Below are 21,790 nucleotides of genomic sequence, written 5' to 3'. Positions count from 1 at the left end.
TCCCGAGGTTCATCATGGTAACCATCCGCGAACTGACCTACGACTTGCTCCGCCGCAACGGCATCACGACGATTTTCGGCAATCCTGGTTCGAATGAGTTGCCGTTCCTGCAGGATTTCCCCGGCGACTTTCGTTACATCCTCGCCTTGCACGAAGGCGTGGCGATCGGGATCGCCGACGGCTACGCCCAGGCGACCGGCCGCACGGCTCTGGTCAATCTCCATTCGGCTGCCGGCACCGGCAATGCGATGGGCGGCCTCGCCAATGCCTGGAACTCGCATTCGCCGCTGGTGGTGACGGCCGGCCAGCAGACCCGCGCCATGATCGGCATCGAGCCGCTGCTGACCAATATCGACGCCACCATGCTGCCGAAGCCGCTGGTGAAATGGTCGTATGAGCCGGCGCGTGCCGAGGATGTCCCCCTCGCCATGAGCCGCGCTCTGCATATGTCTCGCCTGCCGGCACCGGGGCCTGTTTACCTCTCCATTCCCTATGACGATTGGGCGAAGGACGCGGATCCCGAATCATCGCGGCTGCTGGAGCGCAAGGTGAACGCCGCGGGCGCCTTGGACGCCAATGCCACGGCCAATCTTGCGGCTCGCCTCGACCGAAGTGCTAATCCGGTCCTCATTCTCGGGCCCGATGTGGACGCGGCGCGAGCGAACGAACACGCCGTCAAGCTCGCTGAGCGCCTGAAGGCGCCGGTCTGGGTCGCGCCTTCGGCACCGCGCTGTCCCTTCCCGACCACCCATCCGAATTTCCGCGGCCTGCTGCCCGCCAGCATGGCAGGCATCTCCAAGCTGCTGGACGGGCATGATCTGGTGCTGGTGGCTGGAGCCCCCGTGTTTCGCTATCACGAGTATGAGCCGGGTCCGCTGCTGCCGCCTGGAGCCGAACTGATCCAGATCACCTTCGATCCCGACGAGGCCGCGCGAGCGCCGATGGGCGATGCGATGGTCGGGGATGTTGGCCTCATTCTCGCAGCACTCGCCGACGCGGTGACCGAGTCCGGGCGGGCGGCGCCGGCGCCGCGGATGGCACCGAAGCGGATCGCTCCCGGCAAGACGCCGCTTACCGCGGAGCGGGTCCTTGACCTCATGGACGAACTCGCTCCGCGCGACGCCATCTATGTGAACGAATCCACTTCGACCATCGAGGCGATGTGGGAGCGGATGCGCTGGGAGGAGCCGGGAAGTTATTATTTCGGCGCGGCGGGCGGCCTCGGCTTCGCCATGCCGGCGGCTGTCGGCGTCCAGCTCGCCGAACCGGATCGGCAAGTGATCGCGGTCATCGGCGACGGGTCGGCCAACTACAGCATCACCGCCCTCTGGACGGCCGCGCAGCAGAAGGTGCCGGTCGTGTTCGTGATCATGCGGAACGGCACCTATGGCGCACTGCGATGGTTCGCCGGCGTACTACACGCCGACGGCGTGCCGGCACTGGATGTGCCGGATATCGACTTCGTCGACATCGCGAGAGGGTATGGGCTCGAGGCCGAGCGGGCGACGACCGATGAAGCCTTCGCTGCCGCGTTCGCCGAGGCACTGAAGACCGGGCGCCCGTGCCTGATCGAAGTCGCGACCGCCTGGAGGAAGGCATGAGGTCCGCCGCGCCCTGCATGTGGAGTGCGGGAAGTCGCGACGGAAGCCGGCGGTGCGAAGTGGCCTTCACCAGTTCTGCTGATGCCCGGGGGAATGTGTCGGCGTATCGAGATCGACGGGGCAGCCACCTGGAGCCGCTGCCAGATGCAACCGAGTTACCACGACCAATAGGGAGATGATTGTCGTGCAAAATATGTTTGCCTCTCTTGCCGCACTTGGCCTCTCGGCCATGGCGGCACTGCCGGCCTCGGCGGCACCGATCGTCCCGCCTGTCCAGGCGCCGGACTCCAACATCGTCCTCGTCGCCCAGGGCTGCGGTCCCTATGCATGGCGCGGCCCATGGGGTCATTGTCGTGACACGCCCTATACGGGGCGCATGCCGGGCGGCGGCTGGGCTTACAACTATCCGCCGGCCTACGGCTATTTCGGTAATGGCTGCCCGCCTGGCTTCTGGCGCGGCCCCTGGGGGCATTGCCGCGATACGCCGTATCACGGCCGCCTTCCCGGCGGCGGCTGGCAATAATCCGTTCGCGGAACGACCCCGATCAGCACACAACAGAGCAACATCATGAGAATGACGTTCCTTACCACGGTAGCGCTCGGCGCGTTCCTCGCCTTCGCACCTCCTGCCCTTGCCGATGACACGACCCCGCCGTCCGACCCGCCAGCCGTCGAGCTCTACAGTCCCGCCGACGCGCAGGCCGTCCTCGACGCCCGCATCATCGCCTTGAAGACCGTGATCGGACTGTCTGCCGATCAGGAGAAGCTTTGGGCGCCTGTGGAGACAGCCATTCGGCAGATCGCCGTAAGTTCGGCCGCGCGGCGGGCCGAGCGAGCCGGCGCGACGGAGCCGGCCAGCTTCGTTGACGTCCTGGAGCGGACCGCCGATGCCGAGGCGACGCGCGCTGCTGAACTGAAGACGGTCGCCGCGGCGCTGAAGCCGCTCGTGGCGTCGCTGACGCCCGAACAGCAGCGCCGAATCCCGGCCTTCCTGGGCCTGCGCGAGGCGAACAACGGCATGCCTCAGCCGACGGCTGAGCTGTGGCTGTTCGAAGAGGAACAATAGCCGGCACGCCGAAGCCCGAGGATCCGCTGCTGGGGATCCTCGGGAAGCGGGCCAGGCGAGGGCCGCGCCGCGACCGCCGCAGATCATGACGGATGCACTGAATCTTCGCCGGTGGAACAGAAGCTGAGGGGAGCCAAAATGACGGAACGCGTTCTGGTAGCCGGCGCCGGGCCGGTCGGGTTGACGATGGCGCTTGAACTTTCGCGCTATGGCGTTCCGGTCCGCGTGATCGACAAGATTTCCGGACCGTCGGACACGTCGCGGGCCGTCGCGATCTGGCCGCGCACGCTGGAACTGCTCGATCGCTCCGGCGTGGCCGCTGATCTCGTCAAAGCGGGTAACCACGTCGTCGTGGCCAACATCTTCTCCGGCAACAGCCAGGTCGGGCGGATCAAGCTCGACGGAATCACGTCGCCCTTCCCCTTTGCACTCATGGCGCCGCAATACGAGACGGAAGGCGTGCTGCGCCACCACCTGAAAGCGCGTGGTATCGAGCCGCAATTCTCGACGGAACTCGCCGACATCGCGCAGGATGCAGGCGGCGTCACCGCGACGTTGCGCGCCGCGGACGGCGCGGAAACGACGGAGCGCTTCGGCTGGCTCGTCGCCTGCGACGGCTCGCACAGCGTCGTGCGCCATCGCCTCGGCCTCGAATTCGAGGGCGACACGCTGAGCCTCGACTGGACACAGGGCGATTTTCATCTGACCGGCATGCCGATTCCCTCCTCGGAACTCGCCATCTTCTGGCACCCCGAAGGGGCGCTGATGTTCTTCCCGATGGCGCCGGACCGGTATCGCGTCATCACCAGCCTCGGCCCCTCGACGGATGTCGAACCCGTGCCGCTCGACATGGCCGCCTTCCAGAAGGTCATCGATCGCCGTGGACCCGGCGGCATCACACTGACCGACACGGTGTGGACCAGCGCCTTCCGCATCAATGAACGACAGGTCGACTCCTATCGGTCCGGCCGGATCTTCCTCGCGGGCGACGCCGCCCATGTGCACAGCCCGGCCGGCGGCCAGGGCATGAACACCGGCATGCAGGACGCGATCAACCTCGCCTGGAAGCTGGCTCTCGTCAGCCGGGGCATCTCCACGGCGCCGGTGCTGCTCGACAGCTACGATGCCGAGCGACGGCCCGTCGGAGCGGAAGTGATCCGCGAATCTGGCCGGCTCACCAAGGCGGCGACGCTGGAGAGCCACGCCCTGCAGGATGTCCGCAATTTCGTCGCGCATCTCGTCCTCGGCCTGCCCGCCGCCCAACATGCCATCGCCGGGATGATCACCGAGGTCGCGATCGGCTATCCGCAGAGCCCGCTCAACGGACCGTCGGACGGCGGCAGCACCGCCGGCGCCCGTGTGCCGCCAGCGGTCGGCGAGACACCCTATGGCGCGGCCGAAGCGCCGCGGTTCAGCCTGCACGGCACCGGCGAGGTCGCCGCGTTGCTGGTGTCGCAGTTCCCGGCCCTGCTGGAGCCGCAGCTTCGCGCCCCGCAAGCGGCGGGACAGCTGACCTTGGTGCGGCCCGACGGCTATCTCGCGATGTCCGCGCCGGCGGAGGATTGGCAGGCCGTCGCCACCTATCTGGCGCGGTATGTGGCGCCGGCATAGCGGGTGCATGTCGCGCCAGGCGTAAGCATTGTCGCGACGTGACGGCTCGGCGCGGTCCCATCAATGCCACTCGAGGAGGGGTCATGACCGGAGATTTCGAGCGAGAACTGACCGAACGGGTCTGGGCGGATGACGCGTTCGCAGCACGATTGGAAGCGAATCCCGCCGAGGCCCTGCAGTCGATCGGCATGTCGGTCCCGCCAGGGATCAAGGTAAAGGTCGTGGTGCAGAAGCGCGACCGGATCTACTTCACCATCCCGCCGGCGCGGGACGCCAGCTTGCCCGCGCCGTCGGCGCCGCTCAACCAGTTCGACCTCTGGTCGAGCCAGGGGCTCTTCATCTGGCTCCTTCCAGTTGCGGCCAAGTTCGAGCTTCTCGCGCTCCGTAACGCGGCTCGGCAAGGGGGAGGCCAGCCATGAGCAGCTCCGATTTCGTCGAGCAGTATTACGAGCGCATCGCGACCGATCCGGAGTATCGGTCGAGGCTGCTCGCGGATCCCGTCGCCGTCGTGAGCGAGGAGTTCGGGTATAGCCCGGGACCGGACCTGAAGATCGAGGTGATCGAGCAGGCCGAAGACACCATCATCATGATCGTGCCGCCAAGACCTGAAGCGGGAGAGGACATCGCACAGGAACTGACGCGCGTGACGGAGCAGTCTCTCGACCTCCTATTCTCGTCCGGCATCGGAGGTTTCTTCATTCCGGATGACACCCAGAAGTGGGTGCTGCGCGAGATGAGGCTGGCCTCCCTCGACAAAGCCGGCTCCGGTGTCTCTCAGAAATAGCCGGCCCTCTTCGGTGAGGCAGGCTTCTGATGGGGGAGGCGTGCGTGCGCGCTGGAAATGTGAAACCGGGATTCTGGGACAATCTCATTCCGCCGAAAGGCGGCCTGTTCGGTGAGCAACTGGCCGGATGGACGCCCGGCCCGGCCGCGCGGTCGGGGCTCGGTTGCCGTATCCTTGCCGACCAGATGATCGAGGTGGCGCCGTCCATCGCGCTTGCGGCCGATGTCTATGTGCCCAAGGCGCCTGGCCGCTATCCCGCGGTCGTCGCGTTCGCCGCCTATTCCAAGGAGTTGCAGGCCGCCGGCGCCCCGACCGGCAACAACGAGACCGGCAGTCCGCCTGTCTTCACCGACCGTGGCTATGCGCACATCCTCGTGGCCCGGCGCGGCATGGGCCGCTCGACGGGCGCCGATGGCGTCTATCTCAATGACACCGATGTCGAGGACCATGCCAAGGTCATTCGATGGGCCGCCGCACAGCCCTGGTGCGACGGGCAGGTCGTCCTCTTCGGCACGTCCTATTATGGCATGACGCAGCCGCAGGTGGCGCGGCTTCGCCCGGCGGCATTGAAGGCCTTCTTCGCCATCGAAATGTGCACGGATTTCTTTCGCCACATCGCCATGTTCGGGGGAGCACCGCAGCCCGACTTCTTCGCGACCTGGATGGGCTCCAATTTCACGCCTTTCCAGTTGAAGCTGCATGTGCCGCCGCTCCTGCGCGCGATGGCAAGCCACATCACCAACTCGCCCCTCAAACGGCTGTGGTGGCCGCAACTGAAGAAGCGCATGGCGCGAATCATGAAGGGATTCCAGGGAGAAACCCCGACGGCGGCAACCCGCGAACTGTTCGCGGCCTTGATGCTCGACGGCAAAACACGCGCCAGCAGTGCTCTACCTGGCGGTCCATCGGGTGCGCTGGGCGAGATCGATGTCCCGTTCGTGGTGGTGCAGAATCCGGGCTACCTCAACCTGCACCAGTTCGGCGCCTATGACCTGTTCGAGAATGCCGGCACGCCGGCTGACCGCAAATGGCTGATCATCGGATCTCCCGCCTATGAACTGCCCGCCTATCACTGGCAACTCGAGGCGCTCGCCTTCTTCGACCATGTCCTCTACGGCGCCGACAATGGCTATGCGAGCCAGGCGCGGGTGCGCTACTGGCGGCAGGGAGCCGGGACCTACGCCTCCGCAGCAGACTGGCCGCCTCCGCAGAGTGCGCCGCTGCGGATCTATCTCACATCCAACGGCGCCGACCCGGACACGCACCGACTGACGCCGGATCTGCCGGCCGACGGCTTGAACCGCTGGGCGGCGGTCCCCCCGGGCGCCACGCTTGCAGCCGGCTTCGATGCGGTCGCCAATCAATCCCTCGCCTTCGAACTGCCGATCGAGGAGGAGATGGAGCTGACCGGACCGGTGACCGTGAGCCTTGCCTTCAGCTCGAACGAAATCGATTCCCACGTCGTGGCCCGCACGGGCGTCGTTTCGGCTGACGGACGTTACACGATCCTGTCAATGGGCATGATCAGGCCGGCGTGCCGACGGATCGACGAGGCCCGCTCCACAGCCACCGAGATCGCGATCGACGTCGACACACCGGAGCCGCTCGTGCGCGACGTTCCCGTAACGCTCCTGTTCAGCCTGACGCCGCAGCCGGTCGTGCTGAGGCCCGGCGAGCGGTTTCGTCTCGACATTGCAAGCCGCACAGACCTCCTGCGCAGCGATGTGAGTCGTGGCTACGCGCAGTTCGACATGCAGGTGCCGCCTTATTTTTCACGTAACACCATCCACTACGGCAAAGACAGCTTTATCGAGATGAGGCGCCTGGCCAGGTGGCCGACCGCTGCATAGCAAAAAGTGGCGGTCGGGTTCGCTACGGACACGCGGGTGATAGAGGCAGGTGCACGCGCTTTGTCCGCTTCGGCGACATTCGTGCAGATCGCGGCGAATGGCAGGTTCTGGGGACCGGGTTCGGGCCCTTCGCCGTCCGAAATGGGGGCGCAAAGCGGACGTCGCTGAAAGGGCAATCGAGGAGCAGGTACGGGTGACACAGACTCTCGCGCTCCCGCTGAATCCGACTGGACTTCGATGTCAGCGCAAGCATTGCTTTAACCGCGTCAAGACGGCGGAAGCCCGCCGGCGCGGCGCCCGCCCGGCTCTTGATCTTTGCCGGGCTCGTCTCCGTGCAAGCCCCAGCAGAGGGCTGGCGCGCAACGGAGCGAGATCATGACCATCAACAACAGCATCGAGAACGGCGGCAGCGTAGTCCAGGTCGGAGATCAGGCGACCGCAGTGGGCCGACGGAACCCGCCGCTCTCGGACACAGCATCGGTTCTGCTGAGCACAGCCGCCAACCGCGACAATGGTTCAATCTTGCCGCCGCCGGCTGATTTGAAGGCGCGCGGTGGTGCCCTCAAGGCAGTCTTGAGTCATCTTCTTGCGCGGGCGCTCGTCGAGGAAGTGCCTGCCAGCTCCGATGCAGAGAGCTGGCGGCGTGACGACGATGCTGGTCGGATTGGCCTCCGTATCACGGTGGCAGGATACGCAGCGATCGGCGTTGAGGCCGTGGGCGACTGACCTACGGTGCAGAAGTCGGATCAGTTGGTTCGCGAGGTCGCCTCGGGCGTCGCTGCCGACTCCAACGGCCCCGGCCTAGACGGCACTGTTCGGCACGGCGATGAGACGGAGGTGGTTGACGACGATCCGCTCGACGGCACGATTACCTGGACCGATGGAGGTGTGGACCCGGTCACTTCGGAAAGCGACGGCAAGGTCGACCGTGCTTGGACGGACCCCTCCTCGCGGCGAAGCCCGTCCAAGCAGGACCAGATCATCGCGCTGCTGTCGCGCGAGGAAGGTGCCACTATCGAGGCGCTGATGGCTGCGACCGGTTGGCTGCCGCACACGGTGCGGGCGTTGCTGCGCTGCCTGCGGAAGAAGGGCCATCGCATCGATCGTCAGAAGGACTGCGATGCCGGTTCGGTCTACCGTATCCTGCCGAGCGCGAATGCTGAGACAGCGCCTCCAGCGACGGGCAAGGCGGTCTGAGGCGACGGTCATGACCGCCTCTCTCGCCAAGAGACTGGCGGAGCTGGAGACGATGGACACGGCGGCGCTAAAAGTCGAGTGGCGCCGCCTGTTCCGCTCGCAGCCACCCGCGCTCAGCCATGACCTGCTGAAGCGTGCCATCGGCCATCGTTATCAGGAAATCGCTTTGGCGGCCTCGGCAAGGCCGCCGCTCGCTAGCTGCGCACCATAGCCGATGCGGCGAAGGCGACCTCCGCCGATGCTGCAACGTCGTCGGCGAGGGACGATCGCTGTGGCGCTCCTCGCGCGGTGCTGACGCCTGGCACGCGGCTGGTTCGCGAGTGGCATGGCCGAACCCACAGCGTCACCGTGACGGATACCGGTTTCGACTATGCCGGCCGCTGCTACCGCTCGCTGACGAGGATCGCCCGCGAGATCAACGGCACGCATTGGTCCGGTCCACGCTTCTTCGGCATCGGCGCGGCGAGCAGAGCGACCGGCGGCATGCATGGAAAGTGCGAGCTCGCCTCCGCGCCGGCATCGAGTCCCAGGAAGGCATCGCACCATGGCTAGGGCGCCGTCATCATCGTCCTCGCCCCGGATGGCTTCGGCCGGAGCGACAAAGCTCCGTTGCGCGGTCTACACCCGCAAGTCGAGCAAGGAGGGACTTGAGCAGGACTTCAACTCGCTCGACGCTCAGCGCGAAGCTTGCGAGGCCTATATCCTGTCGCAGCGCCACGAGGGCTGGATCGCGCTGCCGCAGATGTATGACGACGGCGGCATCTCTGGCGGCACCATGGACCGGCCGGCGCTGAAGCGGCTGTTAGCCGATGTGGCGGTCGGCAAGATCGACGTGGTGGTCGTGTACAAGGTCGACCGGCTGACCCGCTCCCTCGCCGACTTCGCCAAGATCGTCGACATCTTCGATCAGCTCAGGTGTCGTTCGTCTCGGTCACCCAGGCCTTCAACACCACGTCGAGCATGGGCCGGCTGACGCTGAACGTGCTGCTCTCCTTCGCGCAGTTTGAGCGCGAGGTCACCGACGAGCGCATCCGCGACAAGATCGCGGCGTCGAAAAAGAAGGGCATGTGGATGGGCGGTCTGCCGCCGCTCGGCTACGATGTCCAGGATCGCAAGCTGGTGGTGAACACGCCAGAGGCCGAGACGGTCCAGTTGGATCTTTGAACGATACGCCGCGCTGAAGTCGGTGCGCTTGCTGCAGGCCGAGATCGACAAGCACCGCATCGTCAGCAAAAGCCGCAAGCGCGACAACGGCTCCGCCTATGGCGGCCAGCCGCTCGGCCGTGGTGCGCTCTATGCCATGCTATCGAACCGGCTCTATCGCGGCGAGATCGTGCACAAGGGCATCGCGCATCCCGGCCAGCATGATCCGATCATCGACGAGGTGCTGTTCAACGACGTGCAGGAGATCCTGGCGGCCAATCGAGCAACCTGGAGCGTGGCACTAATGCCGATGCGCCGTCGCTGCTCGCCGGGCTCATCTTCGATGCCGACGGCAACAGGATGACGCCGACACATGCCAGCAAGAAGGGCGTCCGCTATCGCTACTATGTCTCGCAGACGCTGATCGCAGCCCGAGCGGCGAAGTCGGAGGATGGCGACGCGACCGGCCCCGCCAATATGGTCTCATCCGGTCAGCGGCTTCCAGCAGCCGGCATTGAGCGGCTAGTCATCGATCGGCTACGCGCTTTCCTCACCACTCCGTCCGATGTCGCCGCGGCGGCGGACGCGGACGACGATCTGACCAATCATAGACGTGGATCCTTCGATGCATTGGGCCAGCAGGCGCTGTTGGATGCTGCCGGGCGACAGGCGTCACTCCTCGGGAGTGGCGGCGAGGTTGCTCAACGAGATTTCCTGCTCGCCATCCTCCAGCGCATCGCTGTCCATCCTGATCGTGTCCACATCTCGATCGACAGCTCGGCGCTCTTGCAGATCCTGCATGTCCGCGACGCCGGCGTACCGGCCGATCTGACAGATCGGGATGCAACCAACCCGAACCAAGCTGCCGCGGCTCCCGTAGGATATGATGGCGAGCAGATTCGTCGCTGTGGCATCGAACTCACCGTCCCTATTGTCTGCAAGCGAGCCGGCCACGAACTCAGGCTGATCGTGCCGGGCAGGACGGCGGCGGCGGTGCCGGATCAGAGCCTCGCGAGAATCCTTGCTCGGGCGAGCCGTCTTTTCGACCGGTTGAACAGCGATCCCGAACTCACCGCGGCCGAACTTGCGAGGAACGAGGGTTTGAACAAGTCCTATGTCTCGCGGCTCGTCAGACTGGCCTTCCTTGCACCCGACATTGTGACGGCAATTCTTGACGGCCGGCAACCTATAACCCTCACAGCCAACAAGCTGATGGCGGACACCCGGCTGCCGATCGACTGGGGGGAGCAGCGCCGCGTGCTCGGATTCGAGTAGCTACCTCGCAGCTTTCCAGCCTGCCCTGCGCTAGTATCCACAAGTTGGAAGCTAAGGCGTCCGCAATCGACGCCGCTTCCGCGCCGTTGGTCCTCTGGCATCGTCAGCACCTTGTGTCGGGCTTCTAGGGCGGTCTCATGCGGACTGCCGGTAGCGGAGAGCTTGATCGGCGGGCGCCGGGTCCAGTGCGCCCCCTTTGGTCTGGTGCCGATAGGTGTCCTTGCCTCCTGCAGGCGTAAGGACGCCGTGAGGCCGACAGGGGCGCAGTCAGCGAACCGCCGGTACCCAAAATGGAAAAAGGGGTACTGCCGCAAGCCGTCGCGGAGACGGAGAATTAGGATGCGCGGGTGCCTAGGCGCAAAATGCGTCTCTCCGCACCCTCATGAAGATCGACCGCCCGCAAGCCTCGGAAAATACGGCGCTATCCGCCGCGGTCTCTCAGAAGTCAAAAAATCATTGAAAACAGGAAGTTAGTGGCGGAGAGGGGGAGATTTTCCGCGATCCCCTCTAGTAACGGCAGAATGGCGCAGTTCCGGTCTTTCAAAGCGCATCTGTGTGGGGTATATCGTGTGGGGGTGCGTATGGGGCAGGGGAGCCCTTTCCGCCTTTCCAAGGGGCCACCATGACCGATACGCGATATCTCACCAAGCGCCGCCAAGGGTACTACGTGGAGATTGAAATCCCGCCATCTCTCCGGGAGACGATGGGCAAGAAGCGGCTCGTTAAGAGCTTAGGCACACGGGAGCTTAATGTCGCCCGGGCGAAGCGCTGGGAGACCATTGCGGCGCTGAAGGCGCAAATAGAAGCGGCCCGGAAGGGGAGCGCGGCGTTACCTCTTGAAGAGGAGGCGCTGGGGTATCGCAGAGCCTTAATGCAGGCGAGGGGCGACGCGGAGGCGGATGGTGCTGAAACGGGCATCCGCGATCGGTACTTTGACTTGCTCGGAAAACAGACTGGGACGGGTGCTTTTGGCGACGGGGAGTTTGATCCCGAGAGCGAACGTCAAGCTGGCCTCTTTAGGGATGTCGCGGCAGGGAAAGCGACGCCCCTCACCATCAACATTGACGATTGGCTCTCTGCAACCGGACTGCCTATGCGGTCCATCAGCCTGCATCGCCGCTCCATCAACGCTTTGATCGCGTGGATGAAGGAAGAAGGGCTGGGGTCGACGGTCGAGACGGTGGACCGGGATATTGCACATAGGTTCCTCGTCACGTTCCTTTTCGGAACGCGAGGCCTGAACCGGAAGACCATCACCAGCTACCGCTGGGGCCTAACCGACTATTGGCGGTGGATGGTCGATGCGGGCCGGATCAAGTCCAGCATTCCCAATCCTTGGGAGCATCAGCGTCTCCCCAAAGAGCAAACCGTCGCGGCCCGCAGCGCCGAGGGGACCCACGAGACCGAGCGCCCCTTCACGGCGGAAGAACTCGGCAAGCTCTTGGGCGGCTCACCGACGCCGAGGACGATGGACGCCATGCTCTTCGGCGCCCTTACGGGAGCCCGCCTTGAGGCCATCTTCCGGCTTCGCGTGAGGGATTGCGACGTTGAGGGCGGAATGCTCTCCGTGCCGCCGCTGAAGAAGGAGAAGGCCGCTCGTGCCCTGCCGAGCCACCCTAAGCTCCTTCCGGTTATCGAGGCGAGATGCAAGGGCAAGGGGCCGGACGCTTGGCTCTTTGACGATATCGACTTGGTGAAGACGGGGAGGGAGCGCAGCATGGCAGAAAGTCAGGCGTTCGGCCGCTACCTTCGTAGCCTGAAGTTGGAGCAGGTTCGACCCGATCGCCGCCGCTCCCTCGTCAACTTCCACTCGTTCCGCCGTTGGTTCATCACGAAGGCGGAGGAGGCCGGCTATCCCGAGAGCCTCATTGCGCTGGCAGTCGGCCACTCCCGCAAGGGGATGACGTTCGGGGTTTACTCCAAGCCCGACATGCAGCGGCAGCTTAAGGAACTCGTGGGGTCCATCGTGCTGCCGGAGCCCATCCCGCCCGATGCTGGGGAGGCTCCTTCGAGGCGCACCCGGAGGCGATCTAGCGCCCCGAAAGAGGCCTGAAGCTGAAAACGTTGAGGAATTTCCCGTTAATATCCTTCTCTATGAGAACACCCCGGCCGGCTCTAGGTGGAGGCATGGCGGATGGACCCCCAGTCACCCCGGGTGCTGCTTTAAGCCTCTCAGAAGCGTTCTCTCCTCCCGGGAAACGGTCGAAGGAGAGCTTGGAGAAGCGAAAAGGCGGCTAAAAGCGGGGACTTTGAGGGAGCTAAATGGAGCTTTCATTGAAATCATTGAGGAATTTCCCCTTAATACCGTCCTCTATGAGAACCCCAGCCCTCCAGGCATATACATAGAGCAGTGCACTAGGTGACCAGTGAGGGTCAACTCCAGGGGAAGACCCGGGATGGTCGCTCCCCCACCGCCCCGGCCTCTTTGAGGCAACCCATACCGTCCACCAAGAGCCCGAGGAGAGCCGGGAGGGAATGCCCGGGGAGCCACCCCCAAGCACCTTGTAGTCCCTCCCGGCTCTCCCCCTAGGCGGGAGGTGGTGAGGTCAACACCCTCCAACCACTCTCCCCTTGAGGTCCACCTTATGGCTCCTCCTTTAGCGCGTGCCATAAGGCTCCTTAACCGCAGACTTCCGCCATCCCTTGCACTTCAACGAGACCGCAAGAGACTCGCCCGCCGATCCTCTCAAAGGCCACTTCCATGACTTCCTTCGCCCGGGGTCCATGACGCTCCGGCACAATGACCGCATCGTGCATGGGCAGTGCCGGGACCCCCTCGCGGTGCAGGACCTCAAGCACCCCGAGAAGAATTTCACTCTCGGTAAACATGAGGCGGTACCCGAGGCCAGACCCGAAGTACGGCACGAGGCCGGGATGCTTGGAGGAGATGGACCCCACCACCTCCCCGAGCTTGGTACCCTTGGGGAAAGCCTGAGGTCCACCCTTAGGCCAAGCCTTGAGGGGATGCTCGGAGAAGAGAAGGGCGGAGGTCATGAGCTTCACCCCCTCCCTGCAATGCTCCAATCCCGGCACCGCATAGAGGTCTCCCTCGGGAGGCTCACGGTCCGCCACGAGGTAGGCGAGGCGGGGGTAGAGTTGGCCATAGTCCACGTTGACCACCGGGTCCCCTCCAAGCCTCAGACGGTGGAAGCGATCCATCCTCGGCATCTCCTCCCAGTATGCCCCAAAGAGTCGACCCCCACGGTCCATGCGTCCCCGATTGAAGTACCGCTTCACTGTCACCTGCGTGGGGTCCACGGGCCTGCCGTCATTGCCGAGGCCATAGGGCGGACCGGAAGCCACCGGCAAGAGGTCGATAGGCAGGGCTTTAAGCCGGGCATTAAGCCCTACCACCCGGCGCCTGTAGCTCTCGGCCGTGCGAGTGCTCGGGATAGGTTGGACCTCACCATCCATCCCTTTGAGCACCAGCACTTCGGGCTCTGGGAGGCGGTCCATGGCCTTGAGCGATAGGGCTTCAGGTGGCACGTGAGACCACAGCGCAGGCCTTGAGCTTATCTCAGTGGGTCTCCCGCCCGTCCCGTCGAAGCGGTACCCCGTGGCCATCCCCATGAGCCCGACCTTGGGATGAGCCATCACGTCCAGAGCATCGAGCAACCCCTTAGCGTAGACCTCAGGCCTCCAAGGGTCAGCACGGCGGATGGTGGCGAGGGAACGATACACCTCGACCCTCTCAGCCCCCACCACCTCAGCCACCACGAGGTTGCACAAGGTCACCTCCACGGCGAGCTTGAAGGACCTGTGGTCCACCTCCCGACGAGCACGCTGGCGGAGGCCGAGGGCTAGCTCACGCTCACCCAGGTAGGCGGTGAGGCGGCTAATGGCTGACTTCAAGGGGAGGCTTAATGCCCTCCTCTGGGGGTCGAACCTAGGGCCCTTCAATGCATCACCTCCGGGTAACCCTCACCAGATCATTTGCGGGAGTGCGACCCCACCTCATCCCTGAGGGTGCCACCAGTCTCGCCCATGGTTCCGTCGTGAGGGACTCCAGGGGATGACGTTGGGTGGCAGCACTAGGGGGTCCTCCTCGCCGGCCTCATCGTCGAACGAGGCGGAGAGGGAGGCGGCAGCTTCCATCACCACCTTGCCCTTCATGATCAATTCGGAGAGGTGGCCGGCGGCGAGGTGTTGAGCCTTGGCCATGAGGTGACCGAAGCCGTCGCACACGTCCCAGTCATCGACCACGGCGGTATTCTGGAGCGCCTCACTGCGGTGGGCAGGCATAGAGCCGACCGGTACCACGACATTAAGCGGACCCCAGGCCGGATGCTCCCTGTGCCAGAGTACTGCCTGCGACGCGGCGGACTCGACCTCCCGCCCGATAGCCATACCGGCGTCATCGCCCGCCGTCATGGTGAAATACAGGCGTTTACGGGCCAACCTGCCGTCCCCGCCGATAGCCGCCACCGGCATTATCAACGTGCACGTGGTGACCATGAGCCGTGCCCATCGGCCGCGCGATGCGGACTCGAGCATGCTCGTTCCGATGAACGCAAAAGCTTGGCTTCGGCGTGAAACGCGGGGCTCGCTCAAAATAATTCTCCCTTCGGTTGGACGCGGTTTTCCAAGTAAGCGGGGCCTAAGTGCTTGGCCCGGCTCGCTGTTGAATATTCGTGAAATAGAAGATGCAGAAGAGCATCCTTCGATCCGCGCCGCAAGGGGCATTGACGAAGAAAAATGTGGGGTCCATATCGGAATGGTGGCCGACTATAGATCAATTCCCGACGCCATTCGACTCATACAGGAGCTAGTCCTGGCCAACAACTTGGCAGTGGTCCATCGGACTCATTACTACACCATGAGAGATGCCATGGGGTCTTATGCGGCCGCCCGGAGGACTACCAAGGTTAACTACAGGGGGCACACGGGCCGCACCGATACCTTGCCCTGACCCTCACTCCCACCACAGCCCCTACCCCGGCCGTGCACCACACCACTGGCTAGGCCCTAGGCGGGCCACTAGGCAAACCAAAGGATCACCCATGAGCAAACGTCCTAACTACGACCCCGCTCCGCCTGCGCTTTATTCCGCTTGGATCAGTCAATGGCTGACCCCCAGTTTGGCCCGTCTAGTAGACCCTGGCCTTCCTGAGGTTGATCCGGGTGTATTGGTCCGGGGGCTGGAGACGTGGAAGAGCGCTATCCACCCCGCCACCTCGGTCGGGGTTGATGATATCGGCCCTTACATTGGCGTCCGACTCCGTGACCTTGTGAACCTGAGGTCCGACCAAAGCCTAGATGAGGCGCCGCTGCGGGGAGAGCGCCGCGTCGATCCCGAGGGCTTCGGGATTATCATTCTGCATCTGGCGTGCGGAGGAGGGTTTTCCTTCAAGAAGAACGGGGCGGAAGATGACCCGGATCGGAAAGACTATCTCGCTTTGTTTAGCGGAAACTCCAGGCCGGACCTCGGGCGCCTTCTGGCGAATACGCCGGTCGCAAAGATAGCCCGACATAGCGTCCTCGATCACTATGACTATCGTCGAGCAGGCCTTCGCAAGCCCGCTGATGAAGCCTCCGAGCGGGCACGGGGACGCCGCACCCGATCACCGACAGACGGACGTGAAGCGGCTCTTGCGCTCTCACTCCATAGGCTTGCGAGCCGTCCGAAGCGGGCCGCCAAGGAAGCTCTTGGCCTCTCCCGAGACGGGTTTCGCAGTCACATTCTAGATGCTTACAGGGTCCTTGACGGATTGCGCCCGCTCCCCTGGGACCTTCGCGAAGCCACCTGAGGCTCAGGCCAATGCGCGATCCCTCCATCAAGCGCCGCGTTGCCGAAGGCCCCAACTTGGACCCGTCGCCCGTGTGCGTCCTACCCGGATGCGGCAGGCCAACTCTCCAGGCCGAAGGGCGTGGCCTCTCGCCCTTCCACTGCGGCTATCACGTCAAACTCAAGGCCCGGCACGGCTCGTTTCTATGTCGCACGATCCGTGCGCCGCACCTCAAGCCCTACGTCACGGCCGCCACCGCGTGGCTCAAGGTCAACGCAATGGACCCTGAGGTGGCCACGGCGGTGGCCGATGTCGCGTGGTCCATGCCCCACCCGCGTGAAGCCGTCCGCGCGGATGAGGTCCGAACGAAGCTGCCTAAGGAAAAGGTCCGCATCGCCATGGCGCGGCTTCGCAAGGCGGGCATTCGCCCGGAGCGACTGGTAGCCATCCACATGGCGATCACCGCGCTCATCGCGGAAGACGCCGATGCTGACCGGAGCGACGAGTACCGCTTGGTCCAGGTCGGCAAGGCGGTCCACCGGCTCGCCTCCGGCACCCACCGCGAGGGCGTCCTCGGCCGAAACTCCACCGTCCCGCGCAATCCCCATGCGATCCGCCGCGACATCTATCCGCAAAGCTCCGGCCGCGTGCTGCGCTTCCTTGGGTCGACCATAGAGGCGGCTTGCGGCCACCTCACAGCGCAGCACCTCCCCGCCATCATCGCCTTGAAGACCGAACGCTTTGGGCCGCACCCCTCGCAAGTCCCGGGATGGGTCCCGCGATGGAAGCGCGAACTCTTGGCGGCCCGGCTCTAGCCTCCTCTCACCCCAAAGGTCCCACCATGGATGACGCTCTCTTCCAGAAGCTCCTAGCCGATACAGTGGCGAATAACCCGCCTCCTGCCGCAAAGCAGGGGGACGAGGCTTCCAGCCAAGCTATAGCCGATGCTGTGCAGTCTATAGAAGCCGGCGCGGCACAGCCGGCCTCCGCTGCTACTCCGGCTGAAGCACAGGCCCCCCCTCCGGCCGCTCCATCCGCCGATCCCAACGCCCAGCCGTCCTCCCCAACGCCCCAGACTTTGAACCCCCTCGGCCACGTCTCTGAGGCCATACAGTCCATCGGCGGCGGGGCGGGCAATGCGGTCCTCGAAACGAAGGACTTCCTTTTCGGGGAGCCCCCGGAGGCCGATAAGTCTGCGTGGCGGAAGGACTTCGAGTCCACCAATCGTCAACTCCAGGCTGACTCCCCGGTCAACGGTTTCATCATGGGGGTCTCCCAGTTCGCCACCGGGCTCATCGGTGCGGGGAAGTTCCTCAAGGGCGCCCAGCTTGCCGTCCCCGCTTTGGAGGCGGCAGGCGGTGCCATTGCGAGGGCGGGAGGCGTGGTTCGTGGTGCGGCCGAAGCAGTCAAGGCGGCGACGGTGGGGTCCATCGTCTTCGACCCGCACGATGCCCGCCTCTCCAATCTCATCGAGAGCTTCCCGGCCCTCTCCAATCCGATCACCGGGTGGCTCGCAGCGGACCCCACGGATACCGCCGCAGAGGGGCGCCTCAAGTCCGCCATCGAAAGCATCGGGCTTGATGCCGCTCTCGGAGCCGTGCTCGTGGGCGCCACCAAGGCGTACAAGGCGCTGGCTTCCGGTGACCACGTGGCGGCTGAAGCTGCGGCCCGTGAGACGGAGGCGGCGGTCAATCTCCGCACTAACCCGCCCCCGGCTAATGCCAGCCCGGAAGAGGTCGCCGCCCTAAACGCCAAGATCGCCGCAGAGGTCAAAGCGGGGACGTTCGGAAAGGATGCGACGAATGGCAATTATTCAGTACCTCCAGTGGCTGGTGTGGGCGGTGGACCACTGCCACATGCCGAGACCGCTGGAGGCGTGGCCAATCCGATCGGAGCCACCTTCACCGCCGTCCCCAACGCCACGGAAGCGGCAGCGCAAGACGGCACAAAGCTCCCGCCGCGCCTGAAGCTCCCCGAGATCACGGACGACCAGATCAACGGCCTCCTCTCGGGCATCCGCTCCGACGCCGAGGCGATCGATAAGGCCGGCTCGTGGCAGGGCGCCATCCAGGACGGGCACACCTTCGGCGTAGGCGAGAAGGTCCCGTGGCAGAAGTTGGACCCCCAAGATGACCCGAGCGGCGGCACCACGGACTTCACAGCACGCCTTGCGGATAGCATCGAAGCCGAAGTCAACAAGGCGAAGGGTGGGGACGTGCTCTCCGATGCCCGGGTCCAACAGATGGTCCAGCAGCGGGCCAACCTCTTTGGGGAAGACCCTGCGGCCCTCCTCGGGATGATCCAGCAGTCCGGCAAAGCGGCTTCCCGCATGGTGGCCGACATGGAGGCGGGCTATCTCGTCTCCCAGCGTGCCTTCCAGGATAGCTTTGCGATGGCCTCCCGCATCAACGCCGGGGTCCTCGACGAGTGGGGTGGGGACCTCACAAAGGCCCTCGACGGCCTCAAGAAGCAGGTCTCCATCTCGGCCGCTGCGTATTCCGGGGCGAGGTCCATCACGGCCAATGCCGGGCGGGCCCTGCGTAGGATGCGCGGCGAGTTCCGCTTGAAGCCCGAAGACATCCAGGCCCTTACGGAGGTCGACGGGGAGCGCCTTGCGCAGCTTATCGCCAACACGATGGGCGACCCCAAGGCCCTCGCCAAGATCGCCACACCGTCCACCTGGGCGAAGATCGCGGACTGGGCCAACTTCCTCCAGGTCAACAACCTCCTCTGGGGCTGGAAGACCCACCTCGTGAATATCTCCACTAACGGCTACATGCTCGCCGCAAGGCCAGCCGAGCGGATCGTGGGGAGCTTCGCGGTCCAGGGCGGGCAGGCCATCCGCTCCGAGGCGATGCGGCAGTATTTGTACATGGGGACCGCTTTGGGGGACTCGTTTCGGGCGGCCCGGGAGGCGTTCGTCTTGGGGGATAGCCGGTTGGCGCCGCACGGAAGCGAGGTGCTCCAGGCCGGCTTACAGGGCAAGCGGCAGGGTGCCAACGCGCTCAACTTCAAGCCGTGGGGCAGTCTCCCCAACCTCGTGCACAATGTGCTCGTGGTCTCGACCCCGAAAACGCTCATCGGACTTCCGACCCGGAGCCTCGGCTTCGCGGATGAGATGATGAAGCAGATCACCTACCGCTCGAAGGTCCTAGCGAAGGCCCATGTGGACGGCATGGAGCGGGGGCTTGAGGGCAAGGCTTTGCGAGACTTCATCGGGCAGAAGCTGGATGACGCCTTTGACGATAACGGGGTGGGCCTCGACGCCCAGGCCAAACGGGAAGCGCAGATTGCCACCTTCCAGCAAGACCTCCTCGCCAAGACCTTCGGCAAGGCGGTCCAGGACGGCACGGCCCAACTCCCGGCGCTCCGCATTGTGTTGCCCTTCGTGAAGACCCCGACCAACGTCCTCCGGTACGGCTGGAAGATGACGCCGGGCCTCAACCTTCTGCAATCCGAGTATCGGCAGATGATCACCGGGAAGCTGGGGGAGGAGGCGAGGGCCCAGGCGGTGGGGCAGATGGGCTTGGGGACGCTCTTTATGGGGGCGCTCGCCTTCAAGGCGTCTCAGGGCACGATCACGAGCGGCGGCCCGTCCGACCCTAAGCTCCGCTCGGCGCTGCTCGCTACGGGGTGGCAGCCCTATTCCTTCGTCAATCGCCATGATGACGGCACCACCACCTACACGCCGTTCGGCAAGTTCGATCCCGTCGCCATGCCGATGGGCATTGTGGCGGACCTTGCGGACGCCATCCACATAGCGGAGGAGACAGGCGACGCGGACCTCATGGGACGGGTCGAAAACGGGACCACGGCGCTCCTCGTGAGCGTCGCAAAGCAGATGGGCAACAAGTCCTACCTGATGAACGTCGGGGCGCTCCTCGACGCTCTGGACCAGCCGGATAGCCGTATGGCGGGCTTCATGGGTCGCACGGCGTCCAACTTCGTGCCGGCCGCCTCGCTCCTCCGCACTGTGAACCCCGACCCGTATCTCCGGGACGCCCGGGGCGTGGTGGATCGGATCATCGCGACGGTCCCCGGTCTCTCCGAGCATCTCCCTGCGCGATACGATGCGTGGGGTGAGCCGATCACAGCCCGGAAGGGCCTTAGCTCCACCATGGAGAGCGACCTTGTGGACCGTGAGGTTGAACGGCAGGTGCTGGAGGGCGGCTCAACCTTCGCCCCACCGTCCGCACGCATCAAGGGCGGAGTGGACCTCCGTGATATCACGCTCAAGGATGGCCGGAATGCCTATGAGGTCTACCAGCAGTTGGCCGGCAAGCCGGGGCCAAACGTCCGAAGCCTGAAGCAAGTGGTGGCGAAGGCGATCACAAGCCCCGTCTATGCCAAGGCTCCCGATGGCCCGGCGGAGATCAAGGGCACGAAGCTTTGGCTCCTCTCCGGCTTCGTCGTGAGGTACCGGAATGCCGCCCTAGCCGTGTTGAAAATGGACCCCAACGTCCGCGCGGCGATGCTCAAGGAGCGGCTCAAGGTGCAGGGGGCGTATGCCACTAAGCAGGCTGATCCCACGGGGGCTAGGGCTCAGGGCGGGAGCTTGGCGGAGGTCGGCAAGGCCTTTGGGGTCGACCTCAGCGGCTTGACGAAATAGCGAAGCGGGGAGCGCCTCTTAGGCGGCCTTCGGGTTGGCCTTGGGGGCGCTCTCGGCTTGCGCTTCAAGCACGCGGTAGACGCTGGCACGGCCGATCCCGAGGGCCTTGGCAATCTCAGAGGCGCCCTTGCCCTCGGAACGCATAGCGCGGACCCGCTCGGGATCGATGGAGGGGGTGCGTCCCTTGTAGGTGCGCTTGCTTTTATCCTCTTCCTTAGCGTCCGCCGCTTTCGCCTTCGCGATGCCTTCAAGCTGGCGCTCCTTGCGGATGTTGGTTTCGAACTCGGCAAAGACCCCGAGCATACCAAGGAAGGCTTTCCCCTGAGCCGTCTCGGTATTGATTTGATGGTCAGTGGTTCGTAAGGCCGCCCCTTTGGCCTGAAGCTTCCGAACGATGTCTTGAAGGTCGCCTATGTTGCGGGCGAGGCGATCGACCTTGGTGATCATCAGCACATCGCCGGGACGGATGAAGGCGAGAAGGGTCTCAAGCTCTTGGCGTCCCTCCATCGATGTGCCGCTCCGCTTCTCCTCCCGGATCAACTCACAGCCGGCAGCCCGGAGGGCGTCGATTTGGATCGTGAGGTCTTGGTCCTTTGTGCTCACCCGAGCATATCCGTATGTCGTCATGGCTTCCCCCGATGTCTCGTTTGGGTCTAGACCACCGAGCGATAGCGTCTCGGAATGTAGAAGTCAACCCTAATGAGACGAAGAAACTGTCTCGCCGCTATGACTCGCTGGGGTGTACCCAAAGGAGACGGGAAGCGAAGACAGGGAGGACGGCGGGCGGTGGACCTGAGGTCGGCCCTCGGGTGGGAGCCGGGCTGTGCCGGGCAGTGACGTGGGGCGGTGGGAGCGCTAACGCTGCGGCGGCCGGCAGTTAGCCTTGCGGTCTGACGTGGCGCGGCGGGGAGCGCGGCGGATCGAGGAG

Annotated in this window: 20 protein-coding genes and 1 pseudogene; 17 read left to right on the top strand and 4 right to left on the bottom strand. The window is 64.6% G+C overall.

Annotation, left to right across the window (positions count from 1 at the left end):
- Positions 1–14 precede the first annotated feature (14 nt).
- From mdlC to LB518_RS23125, 15 genes and pseudogenes are all read left to right on the top strand, one after another.
- Entirely contained in the window at positions 15–1,601 is a 1,587-nt protein-coding gene (gene mdlC / locus LB518_RS23190) for a benzoylformate decarboxylase (RefSeq protein ID WP_224580204.1), read from the top strand.
- Between the two features lie 193 nt (positions 1,602–1,794).
- Entirely contained in the window at positions 1,795–2,124 is a 330-nt protein-coding gene (locus LB518_RS23185; protein ID WP_224580234.1) for a GCG_CRPN prefix-to-repeats domain-containing protein, read from the top strand.
- A 45-nt stretch (positions 2,125–2,169) separates the two neighbouring features.
- Positions 2,170–2,667: a Spy/CpxP family protein refolding chaperone gene (locus LB518_RS23180; protein ID WP_224580203.1), complete on the top strand. Its 498-nt coding sequence runs from the start codon at positions 2,170–2,172 to the stop codon at positions 2,665–2,667.
- A gap of 138 nt (positions 2,668–2,805) precedes the next feature.
- On the top strand, positions 2,806–4,278 hold the full coding sequence (locus LB518_RS23175; protein WP_224580202.1) for an FAD-dependent monooxygenase: 1,473 nt from the start codon (positions 2,806–2,808) through the stop codon (positions 4,276–4,278).
- Between the two features lie 83 nt (positions 4,279–4,361).
- Positions 4,362–4,697, top strand: a complete 336-nt coding sequence (locus tag LB518_RS23170) for a hypothetical protein (protein ID WP_224580201.1) — start codon at positions 4,362–4,364, stop codon at positions 4,695–4,697.
- Positions 4,694–5,062 carry a nitrile hydratase subunit alpha gene (locus LB518_RS23165; protein WP_224580200.1) on the top strand — a complete coding sequence of 123 codons (369 nt, stop codon included), beginning with the start codon at positions 4,694–4,696 and terminating at the stop codon, positions 5,060–5,062. The genes LB518_RS23170 and LB518_RS23165 overlap by 4 nt, the downstream gene beginning before the upstream one ends.
- A 44-nt stretch (positions 5,063–5,106) precedes the next feature.
- The gene (locus tag LB518_RS23160; protein ID WP_224580199.1) at positions 5,107–6,912 is read left to right on the top strand and encodes a CocE/NonD family hydrolase; all 1,806 of its coding nucleotides are present in this window, start codon (positions 5,107–5,109) and stop codon (positions 6,910–6,912) included.
- Between the two features lie 375 nt (positions 6,913–7,287).
- Positions 7,288–7,638 carry a hypothetical protein gene (locus tag LB518_RS23155; RefSeq protein WP_224580198.1) on the top strand — a complete coding sequence of 117 codons (351 nt, stop codon included), beginning with the start codon at positions 7,288–7,290 and terminating at the stop codon, positions 7,636–7,638.
- Positions 7,639–7,662: 24 nt separating this feature from the next.
- On the top strand, positions 7,663–8,109 hold the full coding sequence (locus tag LB518_RS23150; protein WP_224580197.1) for a DUF3489 domain-containing protein: 447 nt from the start codon (positions 7,663–7,665) through the stop codon (positions 8,107–8,109).
- Between the two features lie 10 nt (positions 8,110–8,119).
- Entirely contained in the window at positions 8,120–8,320 is a 201-nt protein-coding gene (locus tag LB518_RS24765; protein ID WP_286198836.1) for a DUF2924 domain-containing protein, read from the top strand.
- Between the two features lie 77 nt (positions 8,321–8,397).
- Positions 8,398–8,661, top strand: coding sequence for a DUF2924 domain-containing protein (locus tag LB518_RS24760; RefSeq protein WP_353619983.1), 264 nt, complete (start codon positions 8,398–8,400; stop codon positions 8,659–8,661).
- Positions 8,597–9,273: pseudogene (locus LB518_RS24865) on the top strand (recombinase family protein). The gene LB518_RS24760 and the pseudogene LB518_RS24865 overlap by 65 nt, the downstream one beginning before the upstream one ends.
- Before the next feature lie 28 nt (positions 9,274–9,301).
- Positions 9,302–9,616, top strand: coding sequence for a recombinase family protein (locus LB518_RS23135; RefSeq protein WP_286198835.1), 315 nt, complete (start codon positions 9,302–9,304; stop codon positions 9,614–9,616).
- Positions 9,617–9,729: 113 nt separating this feature from the next.
- Positions 9,730–10,527 (top strand): ParB/RepB/Spo0J family partition protein, encoded by a 798-nt coding sequence (locus tag LB518_RS23130; RefSeq protein ID WP_224580196.1) that lies wholly within the window; start codon positions 9,730–9,732, stop codon positions 10,525–10,527.
- Between the two features lie 622 nt (positions 10,528–11,149).
- On the top strand, positions 11,150–12,580 hold the full coding sequence (locus tag LB518_RS23125) for a DUF6538 domain-containing protein (protein ID WP_224580195.1): 1,431 nt from the start codon (positions 11,150–11,152) through the stop codon (positions 12,578–12,580).
- Between the two features lie 566 nt (positions 12,581–13,146).
- Here LB518_RS23125 and LB518_RS23120 read toward each other — a convergent pair.
- The 3 genes from LB518_RS23120 to LB518_RS23110 all read right to left on the bottom strand — a co-directional run bounded on the left by LB518_RS23120 (position 13,147) and on the right by LB518_RS23110 (position 15,998).
- On the bottom strand, positions 13,147–14,427 hold the full coding sequence (locus tag LB518_RS23120; RefSeq protein ID WP_224580194.1) for a hypothetical protein: 1,281 nt from the start codon (positions 14,425–14,427) through the stop codon (positions 13,147–13,149).
- 54 nt (positions 14,428–14,481) lie between these two features.
- Positions 14,482–15,021, bottom strand: a complete 540-nt coding sequence (locus LB518_RS23115; protein ID WP_224580193.1) for a hypothetical protein — start codon at positions 15,019–15,021, stop codon at positions 14,482–14,484.
- A gap of 758 nt (positions 15,022–15,779) precedes the next feature.
- Complete coding sequence (locus tag LB518_RS23110) at positions 15,780–15,998, bottom strand: hypothetical protein (protein ID WP_224580192.1); 219 nt, start codon at positions 15,996–15,998, stop codon at positions 15,780–15,782.
- A 287-nt stretch (positions 15,999–16,285) separates the two neighbouring features.
- Here LB518_RS23110 and LB518_RS23105 point away from each other — a divergent pair, with 287 nt between their 5' ends.
- Both LB518_RS23105 and LB518_RS23100 read left to right on the top strand, forming a co-directional pair.
- Positions 16,286–17,068, top strand: a complete 783-nt coding sequence (locus tag LB518_RS23105; RefSeq protein WP_224580191.1) for a hypothetical protein — start codon at positions 16,286–16,288, stop codon at positions 17,066–17,068.
- A 26-nt stretch (positions 17,069–17,094) separates the two neighbouring features.
- Entirely contained in the window at positions 17,095–20,862 is a 3,768-nt protein-coding gene (locus tag LB518_RS23100) for a hypothetical protein (RefSeq protein WP_224580190.1), read from the top strand.
- Positions 20,863–20,880: 18 nt separating this feature from the next.
- On the opposite strand, the gene LB518_RS23095 is transcribed toward LB518_RS23100, so the two are convergent.
- Positions 20,881–21,489, bottom strand: a complete 609-nt coding sequence (locus tag LB518_RS23095; RefSeq protein ID WP_224580189.1) for a recombinase family protein — start codon at positions 21,487–21,489, stop codon at positions 20,881–20,883.
- Between the last annotated feature and the right edge of the window lie 301 nt (positions 21,490–21,790).

Source organism: Mesorhizobium sp. BR1-1-16, assembly GCF_020165495.1.
Classification (GTDB): domain Bacteria; phylum Pseudomonadota; class Alphaproteobacteria; order Rhizobiales; family Kaistiaceae; genus Kaistia.
This window is presented reverse-complemented; position numbering and strand designations above follow the sequence as displayed.

Coding starts and splice junctions, on each gene's coding strand:
- mdlC (WP_224580204.1), top strand. CDS start 15: ATGGTAACCATCCGCGAACTGACCTACGACTTGCTCCGCCGCAACGGC.
- LB518_RS23185 (WP_224580234.1), top strand. CDS start 1,795: ATGTTTGCCTCTCTTGCCGCACTTGGCCTCTCGGCCATGGCGGCACTG.
- LB518_RS23180 (WP_224580203.1), top strand. CDS start 2,170: ATGAGAATGACGTTCCTTACCACGGTAGCGCTCGGCGCGTTCCTCGCC.
- LB518_RS23175 (WP_224580202.1), top strand. CDS start 2,806: ATGACGGAACGCGTTCTGGTAGCCGGCGCCGGGCCGGTCGGGTTGACG.
- LB518_RS23170 (WP_224580201.1), top strand. CDS start 4,362: ATGACCGGAGATTTCGAGCGAGAACTGACCGAACGGGTCTGGGCGGAT.
- LB518_RS23165 (WP_224580200.1), top strand. CDS start 4,694: ATGAGCAGCTCCGATTTCGTCGAGCAGTATTACGAGCGCATCGCGACC.
- LB518_RS23155 (WP_224580198.1), top strand. CDS start 7,288: ATGACCATCAACAACAGCATCGAGAACGGCGGCAGCGTAGTCCAGGTC.
- LB518_RS24765 (WP_286198836.1), top strand. CDS start 8,120: ATGACCGCCTCTCTCGCCAAGAGACTGGCGGAGCTGGAGACGATGGAC.
- LB518_RS23130 (WP_224580196.1), top strand. CDS start 9,730: ATGGTCTCATCCGGTCAGCGGCTTCCAGCAGCCGGCATTGAGCGGCTA.
- LB518_RS23125 (WP_224580195.1), top strand. CDS start 11,150: ATGACCGATACGCGATATCTCACCAAGCGCCGCCAAGGGTACTACGTG.
- LB518_RS23115 (WP_224580193.1), bottom strand. CDS start 15,021: ATGCTCGAGTCCGCATCGCGCGGCCGATGGGCACGGCTCATGGTCACC.
- LB518_RS23110 (WP_224580192.1), bottom strand. CDS start 15,998: ATGTCGGGCTATCTTTGCGACCGGCGTATTCGCCAGAAGGCGCCCGAG.
- LB518_RS23105 (WP_224580191.1), top strand. CDS start 16,286: ATGCGCGATCCCTCCATCAAGCGCCGCGTTGCCGAAGGCCCCAACTTG.
- LB518_RS23100 (WP_224580190.1), top strand. CDS start 17,095: ATGGATGACGCTCTCTTCCAGAAGCTCCTAGCCGATACAGTGGCGAAT.
- LB518_RS23095 (WP_224580189.1), bottom strand. CDS start 21,489: ATGACGACATACGGATATGCTCGGGTGAGCACAAAGGACCAAGACCTC.